The organism is Rhodococcus sp. 06-156-4, assembly GCF_002259345.1.
Taxonomy (GTDB): Bacteria; Actinomycetota; Actinomycetes; order Mycobacteriales; family Mycobacteriaceae; genus Rhodococcoides; species Rhodococcoides fascians_E.
Window position 1 is genome coordinate 147,929 of the sequence record NZ_NPGB01000014.1, and the last position, 14,588, is coordinate 162,516.

The following is a 14,588-nucleotide window of genomic DNA, read 5'->3' on the forward strand; positions in this document are numbered from 1 at the left end:
CGTTAGTCGACCGAGAAGCGGATCTGTCGGACGTCGGAAGTGATTGAATGTGCGCGTATGTGAGGGTTACACACAAAAATCATTCGAAGTTGTTAATGACTACGGGCTTTTCATCCCGTATCCTTCCCCAGGAATGAGTCTCGGTGATGTAAGTCGAGGCGGTCGGATTCGGCAGGAGTGGAGCCTGCGAAACGACTCGATGTGTTGCTTCAACGAGGGGAATTATGAACAAGTCTCGTTTCACGGCGCTGCGCCGAATCGGCCGAATTGCGGCGCTCGGCGCAGCCGCATCGATGGCCGTCGGGCTGATGTCCACCGGGGTGGCCAATGCCGAAACCTTCGTGCCCCTCCCCAACGGTGAGAAGGTGGCAGGGCCCTACAAGATCGCCCACTTCGACGAGTCCGCGAAGGTCGCTCCGCAGATCGCCTTCAACGGGCTGAACCGGAACGCGTGGGCGACAGGCACTGCGCTGTCCGAGGTTCCCGAGGGTGCCACCGGCACGCTCAAAACCGGGTACCTCGTCGGCTGCCAGCTGGACATGGAAGACCTCAACCTCGGGTTCGACCTCGGTGCAGGCATCGAAGGTGGCAACACCAACATCATCACGCTGTTCCCGATTCCGTTCCTCATCGGCGGCGAAGGTGAAACCACCAACAAGATCGAGGGCGGCTTCTCGTTCGATGTTCCGCTGAAGGACCGCGAAGTCGCTGCAGTCGAGATCGCATCGAAGGACGTCAAGGGCGGCACGACGGCAGTCCAGTACCAGGACGTCGCAATCTCTGTGCAGAACTGCGGTGGGTACGCCCAGGCCCGCTCGTACACCACGCTCGAGCTGACCGGCGATTACCGCTACAAGGGCACGCTCTACGGCCAGCCGTTCAGCCTCGGCTGACGCTCGAACGACTTCGCAGAACTTACGAGGGGAACAGACCAACGTGAAGAACAACAAGAGCGCAGCCGCACGCATCGCGGCGCTGGGCGCAGTAGGGGCCGTCGCAGTCGGCTTCTGGTCGGCCGGCGCAGCCAACGCAGACACCTTCGTGCCGCTCGCGGACAACGAGATCTCGAAGACGCTCATCGACGGAACCGTCGTGACCATCAAGGGATTCGGCCAGAGCGGCCTCATCTCGCCCTCCATGGGCGCAACCCCGACCCAGCGCAACGTGTGGGTCACGGGCAACTACACCGTCGAAACCTCCAACCCCGGAGGCGGGTCCATCGAACCGGGCTTCCTCGTCGGATGCCAGGTGGACTTCGCGGCCGGCATCAGCGGCGGCGTCGAGGGATCCTTCGGCCAGGGCAACACCATCAGCCTGCCCCCGGGCACGCTGGATCTGGAGATCACCCGCACGCAGCCGAACACCTACGACATCGGCGCAGGCGTCAACCTGGACCTGGCTCCCGGTCAGCTCAACGACATCAAACTGGTCGCCGACGAGACCAGCGCCAAGATCGACGGCGTCACCGTTGCCACGGACACGTCCAACAGCTTCGACTTCTCCGGCAACGGTGGCGGCTACACGTACGCCGACGAGACTCTGGCTGTCTCGGGCTGCGCAGGATTCGCCGAGGCGCGTTCCTACGTCAACGTCACCATCGACAACGACGCGGTCACGTCCACGGTGACACTGTGGGGACAGCCTTTCAGTATCGGCTGACCTGTCGCTTTTCTCGCCTCTGCCGGTGACGCACACTTGAGCGTCCCCGGCAGAGGCGTATCTACCGCCTGGTAAGAAAAGTGATTGTGATTTTTAACAGAGTTAGTATGCGGTGACCTCGCACGATAGGATCCCCGTTATGGGTCGTCACAGAGCAGGGGATGCTGCACCGTCACGCGACTGGATCGACGCTCAGATCGGCAAGCGGCACCGGCTGTCGGTGTTCCACGATCCGGGCATCGCGCAGGACGATCGGTCCGCGCTGCTCTGGCTCTTCCCGACGCGTGCCGACGTGGGGGACTACGCCCACCGCGACGAGGCGTACCGGAATCTCGGCACCTCTGCGGCCCTCAATGTCATGCGAAACGTCTTCGCCGACTTCGACTCCTACGTGCTTCACCTCTCGGACCAGCGAATCGTTGAGCACCGGCCCATGCGCGCCGACGATACGTTGCACAGTGACGTCTTCATCGAGACGTACGAGGCCTCCGACGGCGCCGACGTGTACGGTGTCCGCGTCGTCTTCACCGATACGATCGGCGCTCTCGTGTTCACCGATCACGCCACGTTCGTCGGCAAGTTGGAGCCGCAGCAGGCTCCGATCCACGACGAAGAAGTGAAGCCTCCCGCGAAGTCCGATCCGGGGCTTGCCGCCAGCAGCTGATCGCCTCACCTCAAGGTGACCGCAAGCGAGCTGGTCAACGACGCGCCGGCAACAGTGGTTGCGTCCTCCGCCGACATGGCGATCAGCACCACACGGTCACTGCCGCGCTGTTGTGGGGTGTCGGCCGATACGAGAACGACTACGGCCTCCCTCGCCAGAATGCGGGGCGACTTGTCGTCGCCACCGTCGCCGACGGTCAGAACGTCGACGACATCTCCGGATCGGAGTAATTCGGTCACGCCGGGATCGCCCAGACGAACCGGAACCACTCGTGCGTCCGCCGACTCGGTGATGGCCTCGGCCAGGCGCGACGACAACAAGCGCACATCTGTCAACGGCTCACCGGCACGGATCGGGCCGGCAAGTGTGCGGGCCGACGCGTCGTCGACATCGGTGATCGCACCGTCCGGCACGGACGACGGTGCGTACTCACGAAGTTCCACGTCGTCGACCGTCAACTGGACTCCTGGCGTCAGATCCCGCGCGGCGACGATCACGACGACATGATCGTCGGCCGCCGCGTCGCGCGCGAACAGAGCCACAGCGCAGGCGGCGAGAACGCCCGCCGCAATGCGGCGGAGCAGAACAGCGTGCATCCAGGTCGGCCGAGCCGACAGGCGATCGAGCAGGGTGGCGTCGAGACGAGAGGACGCAGAGAGTTTCGACGGGTGCCGGCCGGAGGACCGGCGGCGATCACGGGAAGGCGGCATGTCGGTCACGCTAGCGACCGCGGAGTCCTACACCGACGAAAACAGGCCCCGGCTGTGGATGAAGCCGGAGCCTGTGGACAACTGGAAAAACTAGGAGCTGGCAGCAGCCTTCGACGGCGTGCTCGACGTGGTCGTGCTGGAGTTGGAGGACGAGGAATCGCTGGTAGACGACGTCTTGGTCTCCGTCTTGGTCGACGAGTCGCTCTTGGACTCGCCTGCGCTCTCGCTCACCGAGCTGGATCCGCCCCGGCTGTCGGTTCGGTAGAATCCGCTGCCCTTGAACACGATGCCGACAGAGTTGAACAGTTTGCGCAGCTTGCCCGAGCAGGCCGGGCACACCGTCAGGGAGTCGTCACTGAAGGACTGCACGATGTCGAATCGGTTGTCGCATTCGGTGCAGGCGTACGAATATGTGGGCATCGATGATCCTCCGCGCTGGTCCACTCCATCGGTGAAAGAGAGAGCATTGGCACTCTACAGTCATGACTGCCAACGAAGCCATTCGGCCGACTATTCCCCAGTGAGTTCCACCAGGCCTCCGTCCGGTGTCAGCGCGTGCGTCGAGCGACGATCGTGCGGTTCCTCGGGCAACTTCTCCACCAGTTCCCCGTCGCGCACGATCGCGACGATCGGAACGCCTGGTTCGACGAAGTCCAGCGTCCTGTCGTAGAAACCGGCACCTCGGCCCAGCCGAACGCCCCGGAAATCGACGGCGAGAGCGGGCACGAACACCAACGAACACCGCGTCACGGACTCCGGGTTCAACACCGGACCGCTCGGTTCGAGCAATCCGTAGGGAGCCGCCCGAAGGCTGCCCCGGCCTGTGTATTCTGCCCAGTGCAACGGCCCCGGTTCCCTCGCGACCGGGACCAGAACCTGGGGGGTTCGATGTAGAAGTTCGTCGAGCAGATCGAGTGAGCCCGGTTCACTCCCGACCGGCACGTACGCAGCCACGGCACTCGCTCCCCGCGCCGAATCAGCCGCGGCATGACAGAGTTTCCTGGATTCCTCGGCGTGAACTTCGGCGCTGAGAGCGCGACGAGAATTCAAGACATGACGTCGCCACGCGTCCTTGGACACAGGCGTCGGGAATTCACCATTCGTCATAAGTTTTCAGCTTAAGCACCAACGGGAAACAGCCATCACACGCGGAGCGAATCCGTAGCGAGCATGGATAGGGTAGGCAATATGACAGACGCGTCGACAGGTCCGGTACGGCATTTCAGAACGGCGATCGTTCCCGCCGCAGGAATGGGAACCCGATTCCTTCCTGCCACCAAAACGGTCCCGAAGGAATTGCTGCCCGTCGTCGATACGCCAGGAATCGAGCTGGTCGCCGGCGAGGCTGCCGACTCCGGCGCGCAGCGTCTGGTGATCGTGACATCGCCGGGTAAGGACGGCGTCGTCGCACACTTCGTCGAGGACCTCGTCCTGGAAACGAAGCTCGAAGCCAGCGGCAAGCTCAAGATGCTCGAGAAGGTTCGTGTGGCACCCGCGCTTCTCGACGTCCAGTCGGTCGTGCAGCAGGAGCCGCTCGGACTCGGCCACGCTGTCGCGTGCGCCGAGGAAGTGCTCGACGACGACGAGAGCGCCGTCGCAGTGCTGCTTCCCGACGACCTGGTGCTTCCTCGTGGCGTTCTCGACGTCATGTCGCGCGTCCGCGCCAAGCGCGGCGGCTCGGTGCTGTGCGCATTCGAGGTTCCCGAAGAGAACGTTTCCGCGTACGGCGTCTTCGAGGTCGAGAAGGTTCCCGACGCCGTCAACCCGAACGTGCTCAAGGTCACCGGCATGGTGGAGAAGCCCAACCGAGAAGACGCGCCGTCGCTGTTCGCTGCGGCGGGCCGCTACCTGCTGGACCGCGCGATCTTCGACGCACTCCGACGCATCGAGCCCGGTGCGGGCGGCGAACTTCAGCTGACCGACGCCATCGCCCTCCTCATCGAAGAAGGACACCCGGTCCACGTCGTCGTCCACCGCGGACCCCGACACGACCTCGGAAATCCCGGAGGATACCTCCGCGCTGCGGTTGACTTTGCTCTCGAACGTGATGATTACGGTCCGGCGTTGCGTGAGTGGCTGACCGAGCGTCTGAGTGACGACTGGGCGCCGCAGCTCACGAAGTACGAGTAGGCCCGCGAAGTGTGAAAATCGGAGGAAGGGCCAGATGCGCTCGGTTGAGGATCAGCAGACCCGAGTGACTGCTGCGGCAGTTGCACCGCGGCCTGTTCGGGTCGCGATCTCGGAAGCGCAGGGCCTGCTCTGCGCGGAGGAAGTCGTCACCGAGCGCCCCCTGCCCGGCTTCGACCAGGCGGCCATCGACGGTTACGCCGTCCGCAGCGTCGACGTCGCGCATGCAGGCACGGACCTCCGCAACGAGGACGACGAGCGGATCGAACTCACCCTGCCCGTCGTGGGTGAGGTGAGCGCAGGGTCGCGTCAACCGATCCGATTGCAGCCACGGCAGGCCGTCCGCGTCGACACCGGCGCGCCGTTGCCGACGCTCGCCGACGCGGTGCTACCGCTCGACCGCACCGACGGCGGGCACGCACGGGTGAAGGTGTATCGCCCGGTGCGTTCGGGTGACTACGTCCGCAAGATCGGCGACGACGTGCAACCCGGCGACGTCGCCGTCCGCTCCGGAACCATCATCGGCGCTGCCCAGGTCGGCCTGCTCGCCGCCGTCGGACGCGACAAGGTGCTGGTCCATCCGCGCCCGAGGCTGTCCGTGATCTCGGTGGGCGGCGAACTCGTCGACACCGACCGGACGCCGGGGCCGGGGCAGGTCTACGACGTCAACTCTTATTCACTGGCCGCCGCGGCCCGAGACGCGGGTGCCGACGTCAACCGCGTCGGCATCGTCAGCACCGACCCGAAGCGACTGCGAGAAGTGGTCGAAGGTCAGCTGATCCGCTCGGAGATCGTCGTCATCGCCGGCGCGGTCGGTGGCGGTGCATCGGACTCGGTACGCGAAGCACTCTCGGACCTGGGCGATCTCGAAGTCGAACGTGTCGCCATGCACCCCGGATCGGTTCAGGGCTTCGGCCAGCTCGGACGGGACGAGGTCCCGACCTTCCTGCTGCCCGCGAACCCCGTCAGCGCGCTGGTGGTCTTCGAGGTGATGGTCCGGCCGCTCATTCGTATTGCGCTCGGACGCAGACAGCCGATGCGCCGCACCGTCACCGCACGCACCGTCGCCCCCATCACGTCCATCGAGGATCGCAAGGGATTCCTGCGCGGCCAGCTGATGCGCGACGAGGAAACCGGTGAATACCTCGTCCAGGCACTCGGGGGAGCGCCGGGAGCGTCGTCTCACCTTCTGGCGACCCTCGCCGAGGCCAACTGTCTGGTCGTCATCGACCCAGACGTCACCGAAATCCGCACCGGCGAAGAGGTCGACGTGTCCTTCCTGGCGCAGAGGGGATAGAGGTCCAGGTGAGTGGAAATGCGTCCTGGGGGACGCATTTCCACTCACATACGGAGGGCGCCTAATATCGAAAAATGTCACGCACGTGGTCGAGCCACCCTGGGTGGCCGGCGAAGTTGGGTCCTCTGACGGTGTCGGCCGGAACGGTGACGCTCCGCCCGGTGCGGCTGCGTGACGGTGCATCCTGGAGTCGGACGAGGATTGCCGACCGTGCACACCTCGAGCCGTGGGAGCCCACGGGTGAAGGCGCATGGGTTGCGCGCCACCACATCTCCGCCTGGCCAGGCCTCGTATCCGGTCTGAAGTCGGAGGCCCGCAAGGGCCACATGCTGCCGATGGCGATCGAGCTGAACGGCGATTTCTGCGGTCAGCTCACCGTCGGCAACATCGTCCGCGGGGCGCTCCGATCGGCGTGGATCGGATACTGGGTCGCCAAGGAAGTCAACGGCCACGGCGTCGCGACGGCGGCGTTGGCGCTGGGCCTGGACCATTGCTTCGGCCCCGTCGGCCTGCACCGAGTCGAAGCGACGGTGCGGCCGGAGAACCACGCGAGCCAGGCCGTGCTGCGCAACGTTGGGTTCCGCGAAGAGGGCCTGCTGAAGAACTACCTCGACGTCGACGGACGGTGGCGCGACCACGTTCTGGTGGCCATGACGTCCACCGAGGTACAGGGGACCGTCGCGGATCGATTGGTACGGGCAGGCCGAGCTGCCTGGGCGTGAGCATCTCCGCTGACGGCTCGAGACTCGTGTGACTAAAGTGACGTGTGTGTAATTCGGGTCGGCGCGTCTCCGCGGTAAGGGCACCTCTTCCGCATAGCCTGATCCAGTCACCGATGTAACCGGATCTGCCTCGGAAGGAGAACGCGCGCGATGCCCAACTCGATCATCTGGATCGGTCTGGTCGCCATCTGGGTGTTCGTTCTGCTCCCGATGATGACGAGCAAGCGTCCTCGGATCATGCAGACATCCGACGTCGCCTTGGCTACCCGCGTACTCCATCGCGGCGGCACCAAGCGGACGGCACGCGGACCGGCAACCGGCCACGCCAGCGACCCGGACTGGCGGCCCGAATACGACGAGCGCGTATCCGCTCCGGCAAGCGTCGTCTTCGGGCGGCGCACCGAGCACACCGACCCATCCGGTCGCGAACACCCGAACACCCAGGCGGAGGACCGTATGGACACTCACGCAGATCCCGACATGGACGACACGGACGTCGCCGACGAGCGGGACTACGTTCCCAACCGCCGGGGGCGCGGCGGATTCGATCCCGAGGCCGACGCCATCGCGCGCGCCGCTCGGTACTCGTTCCGTCAGCGCGCAGTGCTCGGGTTGGTCTTCGCGGCCATCACCACCGGCGCGCTTGCCGTGATCCTCACGCCGATGCTGTGGTGGGCGTGCGGTCTGGCAGTGCTGTCGTTGGTCGGGTACCTCTACTACCTCCGCCGTCAGGTGCAGATCGAGCAGGAAATCCGTCGCCGACGCATGACTCGCATGGGCCGCTCCAGGCTCGGTGTCGAGTCTCGTACGGACGACGAGCTCAAGCTGGTACCGCAGCGTCTGAAGCGACCAGGTGCCGTCGTCCTCGAAATCGACGACGAGGACCCGGAATTCGACCACCTGGACCACTACGACGAGCCGTTCCAACAGCAAGGTTCGATGGACGACGACATCCGACGCGCCTCGGGAGCATGACGCCTACGCGCCTTTGATATGGTTGCTCAGCGGTTCGCAAGGATCGCAAGAAGGGGCTGTGGCGCAGTTGGTAGCGCGTCTCGTTCGCATCGAGAAGGTCAGGGGTTCGATTCCCCTCAGCTCCACCAAAGATTCAGATCCACCAGAGATGGTCGTACATACAAGATGAGGCTCGGCCCGGTTGTCCGGGCCGAGCCTCATTTGTTCGGTGCGTCTGGGATCAGTTGGAGGAACCAGCGCCCAGCAGGTCGATGATCGGGATGTCCGATGCGGAGCTTCCCGTGGTGCTGCCGGTGGAGAGAAGGCTGGAGATGAATGCTGCGAGATCCATGCGGTGAGCTCCTTGTACTGAAGGGGTGGTGTTCGCGAACGTCGGCACTCTCACCGACAAGGAGTATTGATACAGGATTCAATTCGGGTACGTCCACGGTTACGGAAGAAATTAATCCATCGCAGTCTGTTTTTGAGAGGTATCACAAGCGGATGGTCTCGGCGGCGCCATCCGATCGTGATGAATTACTGGTCCATGGGCCGAGTCCGTCGTGATGGCGGGGAGATCGAACCGGTAGGCTTTGGCCGGAAAATGTTTCAATCAGTATCGATGGTCGACGTCTACTGGGGAAGCGTCACCCCGGTCGCGGGCTCGTTCGCCGCGGCCCCGAGGTAGTGGAGTGGTGTATGGCTTTCGAGATCGTCGACCTCGAAGAAACCTGGGTTGCCGGTCTTCCGGTCCGCAGCCCCAAGCGTGCGCTGGGGCGGTTGAACGACCCTGCTCTCGATCAGGCGTGGTCTTCCGTTCTGAAGCAGGACATCGGCGGCCCACTTGCGTCCGTCTACACGGATTTCGCTCCGGGCATCGGTTCGTACAACACTCAGATCGTCGGTTACCGGTGTTCGACGCTCGCCGAGGTCACGCGTGGGCATCTGGTCGCGCGTATTCCGGCTGCCAAGTACGCAAAATTCTCGTCCGTCGGTCATTTCCCCGACGTGATGGTCCGGTTGTGGCAGCAGATCGAGCACGCGGAAGAGCAGCACGAGATCACGCGGACGTTCACCGCCGATTACGAGTGTTATCCGCACGCCTACAAGATCGACCTCTATCTGTCGATCGAGCTGTCGGGTGCTCGGGCGTGAGTCATCGAGTGACCGCACGTAGCGCGGAGTTGTTCGGCGGCCTCGTGGCGCCCAGGATCACTCCGGGCGCCGAGGCCAGCACCAGTGAACTGTTCCGATTTCTGCGCGAACGTATTCGCGATCAGCACCTGGAGCCCGTCGACATCAGCACCGTCTACGTCCCGGACGCGGCCGGTGATTACAACGCCGTGGTCGCGACGCCGTTCGATTCTCCGTCGGACGTTCCCGTGGGTGATGTCTTCGTGTCCGTACCCAGTGGGGTGTATGCGGTATTCGTCCCCGATGGGGTAATTCAGGACCCGGTCGAGGACGTGTGGGCCCAGGTCGAAGACGCAACAGCAAATGGCGAGCTATTTCGTGCGTACAAAGAAGACATCGAAGTCGTTACAAAAACCGGCGAAGTGGAACTTTTTATTTCGATAGTTATCTGATTCGTCCAAGGCGTCACTTATTCGTCACTCGTGGATCACAATAGTGATACATGTGAGGTTAGTATTGTCCTGCGCAACCGGACTGTCGGGTGGGTCGGCGAATTCGAGAAGACGGGTTCGGAGCATTCCTCGAGCGGTCTCAGCAGGGCGGCGTCGGTGTCATGAGTAGGCAACTGAGCAGGGGTGAGTAGTTCATGGTTAGGCAACTGAGGGCAGAAGCCACGCGTGCAGCCGCATTGCGTGCAGCCGCAGATCTCTTTCTCGAGGTCGGTCACGCAAATGCCACACTGAGTCAGGTGTCGGCGAAGTCCGGAGTGACCAAAGGTGCTCTGTATTTCCATTTCGCGTCCAAGGAAGAGCTCGCGCGCGCCATCGTCGACGAGGGCCATGAGCGCGTATCCACCGCCTGTGCAGGCCTCGTTGATTCGCGATCGCCCGCCCTCGAGTCGGTCATCGGTATCTCCTACTCCGTCCTCGAACTTGCCGCGTCGGATCCGTTGGTCCGTGTGATGTACCGCCTGCAGATGGAGATCGACGGCTCGGAGACGGCTCGCGGCAGCGTGTTCGGCACCTGGGGCAACATCTTCGAGCACCTCTTCGACCGGGCGATCGAGCACGGTGACGTGGCCGATCATCTGGATTCGTCCAACGCTGCGCTTCTCGTGTGCGAGATGCTGGCCGGCGTGTTGATGGTGTCCGAGGCTCAGTCGACGCTGGAAACCGCTCCGTCGCGGATGGAGAAGGTGTGGAACACCGTTCTGCCGTCCCTGGTACCGCCGAACAAGCTCGGGTACTTCCGCGAATTCGCGGCTCGCAGCCTGTCCAGTTTCGTTCCCGCTTCCGAGTTGGTGAACGAGTCCGTCCACGTCTGACACCTGCTTGCGGAGTCTCGGAACCAGGCGGACACTGTGTGACATGAACCACACAGCATTGACCGAGCATCGAATGTCCGACGCCGAGCTCCGCAAAGCAATCAAGACGCTGCAGAGCAGGGCCGACGACGCCCGCCACCGCGGAGACGAGGACGATGCAACGCGCATCGAGTCGACCGTTGCCGATTACCGTGAGGAAATGTCGAAGCGCCTCTAACCGAATCGTTCGGTTCTGATGCGCGGCGGTAGGTGGCCGTCCTGCACCAGGAGGTCCGCTGCCGCTTCGACGAATCCCGTCGGTCCACACACGAAGCACGACGGCGCGAACTCGGCGGGCCATCCGTCGACGACGAGGTCGTCCGACGTGAGTCGGCCGACGCGGCCTCGGTAGCCCTCGGGAGCTTCCCGGGTGAAGCGGTATGCGACGTCGATTCCGCCGGGCATCGCGCGAAGTTCGGAGGCGTACAGGATCTCCGCGGGTGTCCGGACCGAGTAGATGAGGCGAAAGGGGGTCTTGCGTTCGGCCGTCCTGCGCGCGCGGAGCATCGACATCAGAGGAACGACGCCGGAGCCACCTGCCAGGAGCAGCACCGGGGCAGGGTCGGATTCGTTCCAGACGAACCATCCGCCGATCGGGCCGCGCATTTCGACCTGCTCGCCGACCTCGAGGACTCCGGTGAGATACGGCGACACCTCGCCGTCGTCGACGGTCTGCACGGTGAGCGCGACGGCCGTGCCGTCCGTAGGAGTTGCTATCGAGTAACTACGCTGCGCCGAGTAACCGTCCTCCGCGGTGAGGCGCACGTCGACGTGCTGCCCCGGCATGTGGCCCGGCCAGTCCGGAATGTCGAAGACGAGGGTCTCGGCGGTCGAGGTTTCCTTGATCTTCGCGACGAGTGTTGCAACCAGCCAGTTCAATCTCCCTGATACCTCTGCTCCTGCCACGGATCGCCGTAGTCGTGATATCCGTTGCGTTCCCAGAATCCGGGCTCGTTGCGCATGAGCAAGGTCAGCTTCTCGATCCACTTGGCCGATTTCCAGAAGTACAGGCCCGGAACCAGCAGGCGGGCCGGCCCACCGTGCTCGGGGTGCAACGGCTTTCCGTCGTATTCGTATACGAGCCAAGCTTTTCCGTTACGCAGTTCACCGAGCGGGAGGTTGGTGGTGTACCCGTCGCGTCCATGAGCTATCACGTGGGTTGCGGTGGTCTCGATTCCGTCCAGCACCGTGTCGAGTGACACCCCGCGCCACCGAGTGTCCAACTTGGACCACTTGGTGACGCAGTGGATGTCCACCGTCGGCTTCTCTGCGGGCAGAGCGCGCATCTCGTTCCACGTCCAACGATGTTTCTCGCCGCGCTCGGTGACGACCGTGAACTCCCAGCCCTCGGTACGAACGCGAGGTGTCGGCCCGGCGGACAGAACCGGGAAATCGTCGGTTCGGTACTGGCCGGGCGGGATACGGGACGAGTCGCCTCGGTTCTTGCCGACGAATCCCCTCGACACTATTGCCATCGGCCCAGTCTCCTCCGTCGACACCACCAGCGACAACCGGACAGGCGCGTAGGGTGCGAAGGACACATTCTTCGAGTTCGTGGGGGACGAGACACACGATGACCATCAAGGATCTGCGAGGAAAGAAGACGCTCGTCACGGGGGCGGGCAGCGGGATCGGGCGTGCCACGGCCATCGCCGCATCCAGAGCAGGCGCGAAGCTGTATCTCACCGACATCAACGAAGTGGGATTGAAGGAGACCGTCGCGGCGGTCGGCTCGTCGGTCGAGATGCACGCGGCCTTCGACGTCTCGGACTACGAAGCAGTGACGTCGTTCGCGTCCACGGTGCACGAGTCCGTCGACAGCCTCGACATCGTCATGAACGTCGCAGGAATCTCGGCGTGGGGAACGGTGGAGAACCTCGAGCACCGGCACTGGAAGTCGATGATCGACGTCAACCTCATGGGACCGATCCACGTCATGGAGAACTTTCTTCCCCCGATGGTCAAGGCAGGTCGCGGAGGTCACCTCGTCAACGTCTCGTCCGCGGCGGGCCTGATCCCATTGCCGTGGCACGCCGCCTACAGTGCCAGCAAATACGGTCTGCGCGGTGCGTCGGAAGTCCTGCGCTACGACCTCAAGCGGCACGGCATCGGCGTCAGCCTCGTCGTACCGGGTGGGGTCAAGACCGGCTTGGTGAACACCGTGGAGATCGCAGGCGTCGACCGCGACGACCCGCGCGTGCAGAAGCTGCAGCATCGCTTCGAGAAACGAGCTGTCGAACCCGACGTGGTGGCCGATGCGATCATCACGGGAATCGTCAAGAACCGCTATCTTGTCTACTCGTCCAACGACATCCGCTTCGGATACTGGTGGGCTCGAAAGTTCGCGCTGCCCTACGAGTTCGTGCTGCAGAAGGCCAACGACCAGTTCGGGAAATTGCTGAAGAAGTCATAGGTCGACGTCCAGACGCCGTGCGCCGGGCCCGCTGTCGGCCAACTCGTCGCCCGGATTGGCCAGCGCGCAACTGGAGAGCGACAGGCAGCCGCACCCGATGCAGCCCGTCAGGTCGTCCCGAAGCCTGACGAGTTGCTCGATACGACGGTCCAGGTCGGCATGCCAGTGGCCCGAGAGCTTGGCCCAGTCGCGTTTGGTGGGTGTCCGCTCCTCCGGGAGGTCGGCCAACGCGTCGCGAATGCGTGAGAGCGGAATGCCGACCTTCTGCGAGATGCGAATGAACGCAACGCGCCGCAGAGTGTCGCGGTGGTAGCGCCGTTGGTTCCCCGACGTACGTCGGCTGGTGATGAGGCCCTGCTTCTCGTAGAAGTGCAAGGCCGACACCGCAACTCCGCTGCGCTCGGACAGTTGGCCTGGGCTGAGCTCACGCACTTTCCAATCGGGCATCGGCATACCTCGACATTACTTGCGCTTACAGAACCTCGTGCACCTTGTCGGCCGGCCTCGCGAGCACGGTGCCCTTGTCCGTCACGACGATCGGGCGTTCGATGAGGATCGGGTGTTCGACCATTGCCGCGATCAGACCGTCCTCGGATGCGTCCTTCAGCCCGAGTTCCTTGTACAGCGCTTCCTTTCGACGGATTGCCTGGGCGGCCGTCAGGCCCGCGTCGTCGAGAAGTTTGCGCAGTCCGTCCTTGGTGGGCGGGGTTTCGAGGTATTTCACGACGGTCGGCTCGATCCCCGCCTCCTGGATGGCTTTCAACACGGTGCGCGAGGTGTTGCATCGGGGATTGTGGTAGATGGTCGCAGTCGAAGTCATGGACATAGATAGTGCCACTGTTTGTGGTCCGAGCCGGTCGGGTAGTCGAGTGCAATGACTGATCGACGAGTAGTGATCGCAGGCGGACACGGCAAGATCGCGCAGCACCTGATTCAGGTTCTCACGGCACAGGGCGACCGAGCGGTGGCGTTGATTCGAAACCCGCACCACGTTGACGCTGTGACGGCGCTGGGCGCACTCCCCGAGGTGGTGGACCTCGAGAATGCATCCGTCGAGGACGTCGCTGCCCTGTTGCACGACGCCGATGCCGTGGTCTTCGCGGCGGGAGCCGGGCCATCCGGTGGCGTAGAGCGTAAGGACACCGTCGACCGCGCGGCGTCGGTGCTGCTGGCCGACGCTGCCGAGAAGGCCGGTGTTGCACGGTTCGTGCAGATCAGCTCGTTCGGAGCGGGTGAGCCGGTTGCGGACGACGCCGAGGACACTTGGAAGGCGTACATCGCGGCCAAGACGGCGGCCGAGGAAGATCTGAAGTCCAGGCAGAAGCTGGACTGGACGATTCTGCGCCCCGGGGGATTGACGGACGACGACCCGTCGGGCCATGTCACGCTGACCGCGCCGCCGCTGGAGCGCGGGACGGTGCCGCGCGCCGATGTCGCGGCCGTCATCGCAGCGTTGATCGACACCCCGGCCACCGCGGGCAAGACCTTGATGTTGACGTCGGGCGATGTCTCCGTGGAGGACGCTGTCTCCGCGGTGTGACCGCG

At 63.9% G+C, this 14,588-nt stretch carries 20 protein-coding genes and 1 tRNA gene; 14 read left to right on the forward strand and 7 right to left on the reverse strand.

The features are described 5' to 3' along the window. The first annotated feature begins 224 nt into the window (after positions 1-224). The 3 genes from CH290_RS08785 (at position 225) to CH290_RS08795 (ending at position 2,323) form a co-directional block, all read left to right on the forward strand. The gene (locus CH290_RS08785; RefSeq protein ID WP_033190755.1) at positions 225-893 is read left to right on the forward strand and encodes an MspA family porin; all 669 of its coding nucleotides are present in this window, start codon (positions 225-227) and stop codon (positions 891-893) included. Positions 894-936: 43 nt separating this feature from the next. Next, a complete protein-coding gene (locus tag CH290_RS08790; protein WP_033190756.1) occupies positions 937-1,659 on the forward strand; it encodes an MspA family porin in 723 nt (240 codons plus the stop codon). A gap of 139 nt (positions 1,660-1,798) precedes the next feature. Beyond that, positions 1,799-2,323: a hotdog family protein gene (locus CH290_RS08795; protein WP_033190757.1), complete on the forward strand. Its 525-nt coding sequence runs from the start codon at positions 1,799-1,801 to the stop codon at positions 2,321-2,323. A gap of 5 nt (positions 2,324-2,328) precedes the next feature. Here the strand turns inward: CH290_RS08795 and CH290_RS08800 are convergent, their stop codons facing one another. The 3 genes from CH290_RS08800 to CH290_RS08810 form a co-directional block, all read right to left on the reverse strand. Next, positions 2,329-3,042: an SAF domain-containing protein gene (locus tag CH290_RS08800; RefSeq protein ID WP_033190758.1), complete on the reverse strand. Its 714-nt coding sequence runs from the start codon at positions 3,040-3,042 to the stop codon at positions 2,329-2,331. Positions 3,043-3,123: 81 nt separating this feature from the next. Further along, a complete protein-coding gene (locus CH290_RS08805; protein ID WP_027498745.1) occupies positions 3,124-3,453 on the reverse strand; it encodes an FmdB family zinc ribbon protein in 330 nt (109 codons plus the stop codon). A gap of 90 nt (positions 3,454-3,543) precedes the next feature. Next, positions 3,544-4,140, reverse strand: a complete 597-nt coding sequence (locus tag CH290_RS08810) for a 5-formyltetrahydrofolate cyclo-ligase (protein ID WP_170947600.1) — start codon at positions 4,138-4,140, stop codon at positions 3,544-3,546. Positions 4,141-4,221: 81 nt separating this feature from the next. On the opposite strand from CH290_RS08810, the gene CH290_RS08815 reads away from it, so the two are divergent. From CH290_RS08815 to CH290_RS30190, 9 genes are all read left to right on the forward strand, one after another. Then, on the forward strand, positions 4,222-5,163 hold the full coding sequence (locus CH290_RS08815) for a UTP--glucose-1-phosphate uridylyltransferase (RefSeq protein WP_019664512.1): 942 nt from the start codon (positions 4,222-4,224) through the stop codon (positions 5,161-5,163). Between the two features lie 34 nt (positions 5,164-5,197). After that, positions 5,198-6,457, forward strand: a complete 1,260-nt coding sequence (gene glp, locus CH290_RS08820) for a molybdotransferase-like divisome protein Glp (RefSeq protein ID WP_033190760.1) — start codon at positions 5,198-5,200, stop codon at positions 6,455-6,457. Between the two features lie 74 nt (positions 6,458-6,531). Then, entirely contained in the window at positions 6,532-7,179 is a 648-nt protein-coding gene (locus CH290_RS08825; protein WP_019664514.1) for a GNAT family N-acetyltransferase, read from the forward strand. A gap of 150 nt (positions 7,180-7,329) precedes the next feature. Continuing rightward, positions 7,330-8,154 carry a divisome protein SepX/GlpR gene (gene sepX / locus CH290_RS08830; protein ID WP_019664515.1) on the forward strand — a complete coding sequence of 275 codons (825 nt, stop codon included), beginning with the start codon at positions 7,330-7,332 and terminating at the stop codon, positions 8,152-8,154. 52 nt (positions 8,155-8,206) lie between these two features. Next, a tRNA-Ala gene (locus tag CH290_RS08835) sits at positions 8,207-8,282 on the forward strand. Positions 8,283-8,832: 550 nt separating this feature from the next. After that, positions 8,833-9,288 carry a GyrI-like domain-containing protein gene (locus CH290_RS08840; protein ID WP_019664517.1) on the forward strand — a complete coding sequence of 152 codons (456 nt, stop codon included), beginning with the start codon at positions 8,833-8,835 and terminating at the stop codon, positions 9,286-9,288. An 8-nt stretch (positions 9,289-9,296) separates the two neighbouring features. Continuing rightward, positions 9,297-9,719 (forward strand): effector binding domain-containing protein, encoded by a 423-nt coding sequence (locus CH290_RS08845; RefSeq protein WP_033190761.1) that lies wholly within the window; start codon positions 9,297-9,299, stop codon positions 9,717-9,719. Between the two features lie 194 nt (positions 9,720-9,913). Beyond that, entirely contained in the window at positions 9,914-10,591 is a 678-nt protein-coding gene (locus CH290_RS08850; protein WP_026347686.1) for a ScbR family autoregulator-binding transcription factor, read from the forward strand. Positions 10,592-10,634: 43 nt separating this feature from the next. Further along, the gene (locus CH290_RS30190; RefSeq protein WP_020111410.1) at positions 10,635-10,808 is read left to right on the forward strand and encodes a hypothetical protein; all 174 of its coding nucleotides are present in this window, start codon (positions 10,635-10,637) and stop codon (positions 10,806-10,808) included. On the opposite strand, the gene CH290_RS08855 is transcribed toward CH290_RS30190, so the two are convergent. Further along, positions 10,805-11,509 carry a ferredoxin reductase gene (locus CH290_RS08855; RefSeq protein ID WP_052083342.1) on the reverse strand — a complete coding sequence of 235 codons (705 nt, stop codon included), beginning with the start codon at positions 11,507-11,509 and terminating at the stop codon, positions 10,805-10,807. The two genes, CH290_RS30190 and CH290_RS08855, sit on opposite strands and share 4 nt — an antisense overlap. Beyond that, positions 11,506-12,105 carry a molybdopterin-dependent oxidoreductase gene (locus CH290_RS08860; RefSeq protein WP_033190828.1) on the reverse strand — a complete coding sequence of 200 codons (600 nt, stop codon included), beginning with the start codon at positions 12,103-12,105 and terminating at the stop codon, positions 11,506-11,508. The genes CH290_RS08855 and CH290_RS08860 overlap by 4 nt, the downstream gene beginning before the upstream one ends. A gap of 98 nt (positions 12,106-12,203) precedes the next feature. Here CH290_RS08860 and CH290_RS08865 point away from each other — a divergent pair, with 98 nt between their 5' ends. Beyond that, positions 12,204-13,043 (forward strand): SDR family oxidoreductase, encoded by an 840-nt coding sequence (locus tag CH290_RS08865; RefSeq protein WP_033190763.1) that lies wholly within the window; start codon positions 12,204-12,206, stop codon positions 13,041-13,043. On the opposite strand, the gene soxR is transcribed toward CH290_RS08865, so the two are convergent. Both soxR and arsC read right to left on the reverse strand, forming a co-directional pair. After that, positions 13,038-13,496, reverse strand: a complete 459-nt coding sequence (soxR, locus tag CH290_RS08870) for a redox-sensitive transcriptional activator SoxR (RefSeq protein WP_020111406.1) — start codon at positions 13,494-13,496, stop codon at positions 13,038-13,040. The two genes, CH290_RS08865 and soxR, sit on opposite strands and share 6 nt — an antisense overlap. Positions 13,497-13,515: 19 nt before the next feature. Beyond that, positions 13,516-13,863 carry an arsenate reductase (glutaredoxin) gene (gene arsC / locus CH290_RS08875; RefSeq protein WP_027498741.1) on the reverse strand — a complete coding sequence of 116 codons (348 nt, stop codon included), beginning with the start codon at positions 13,861-13,863 and terminating at the stop codon, positions 13,516-13,518. 54 nt (positions 13,864-13,917) lie between these two features. On the opposite strand from arsC, the gene CH290_RS08880 reads away from it, so the two are divergent. Beyond that, positions 13,918-14,583 (forward strand): SDR family oxidoreductase, encoded by a 666-nt coding sequence (locus CH290_RS08880; RefSeq protein ID WP_033190764.1) that lies wholly within the window; start codon positions 13,918-13,920, stop codon positions 14,581-14,583. The last annotated feature ends 5 nt before the right edge of the window (positions 14,584-14,588 follow it).

Coding starts and splice junctions, on each gene's coding strand:
- arsC (WP_027498741.1), bottom strand. CDS start 13,863: ATGACTTCGACTGCGACCATCTACCACAATCCCCGATGCAACACCTCG.
- CH290_RS08840 (WP_019664517.1), top strand. CDS start 8,833: ATGGCTTTCGAGATCGTCGACCTCGAAGAAACCTGGGTTGCCGGTCTT.
- CH290_RS08850 (WP_026347686.1), top strand. CDS start 9,914: ATGGTTAGGCAACTGAGGGCAGAAGCCACGCGTGCAGCCGCATTGCGT.
- CH290_RS08795 (WP_033190757.1), top strand. CDS start 1,799: ATGGGTCGTCACAGAGCAGGGGATGCTGCACCGTCACGCGACTGGATC.
- CH290_RS30190 (WP_020111410.1), top strand. CDS start 10,635: ATGAACCACACAGCATTGACCGAGCATCGAATGTCCGACGCCGAGCTC.
- glp (WP_033190760.1), top strand. CDS start 5,198: ATGCGCTCGGTTGAGGATCAGCAGACCCGAGTGACTGCTGCGGCAGTT.
- CH290_RS08825 (WP_019664514.1), top strand. CDS start 6,532: ATGTCACGCACGTGGTCGAGCCACCCTGGGTGGCCGGCGAAGTTGGGT.
- soxR (WP_020111406.1), bottom strand. CDS start 13,496: ATGCCGATGCCCGATTGGAAAGTGCGTGAGCTCAGCCCAGGCCAACTG.
- CH290_RS08810 (WP_170947600.1), bottom strand. CDS start 4,140: ATGACGAATGGTGAATTCCCGACGCCTGTGTCCAAGGACGCGTGGCGA.
- CH290_RS08880 (WP_033190764.1), top strand. CDS start 13,918: ATGACTGATCGACGAGTAGTGATCGCAGGCGGACACGGCAAGATCGCG.
- CH290_RS08865 (WP_033190763.1), top strand. CDS start 12,204: ATGACCATCAAGGATCTGCGAGGAAAGAAGACGCTCGTCACGGGGGCG.
- CH290_RS08815 (WP_019664512.1), top strand. CDS start 4,222: ATGACAGACGCGTCGACAGGTCCGGTACGGCATTTCAGAACGGCGATC.
- CH290_RS08805 (WP_027498745.1), bottom strand. CDS start 3,453: ATGCCCACATATTCGTACGCCTGCACCGAATGCGACAACCGATTCGAC.
- CH290_RS08860 (WP_033190828.1), bottom strand. CDS start 12,105: ATGGCAATAGTGTCGAGGGGATTCGTCGGCAAGAACCGAGGCGACTCG.
- sepX (WP_019664515.1), top strand. CDS start 7,330: ATGCCCAACTCGATCATCTGGATCGGTCTGGTCGCCATCTGGGTGTTC.
- CH290_RS08785 (WP_033190755.1), top strand. CDS start 225: ATGAACAAGTCTCGTTTCACGGCGCTGCGCCGAATCGGCCGAATTGCG.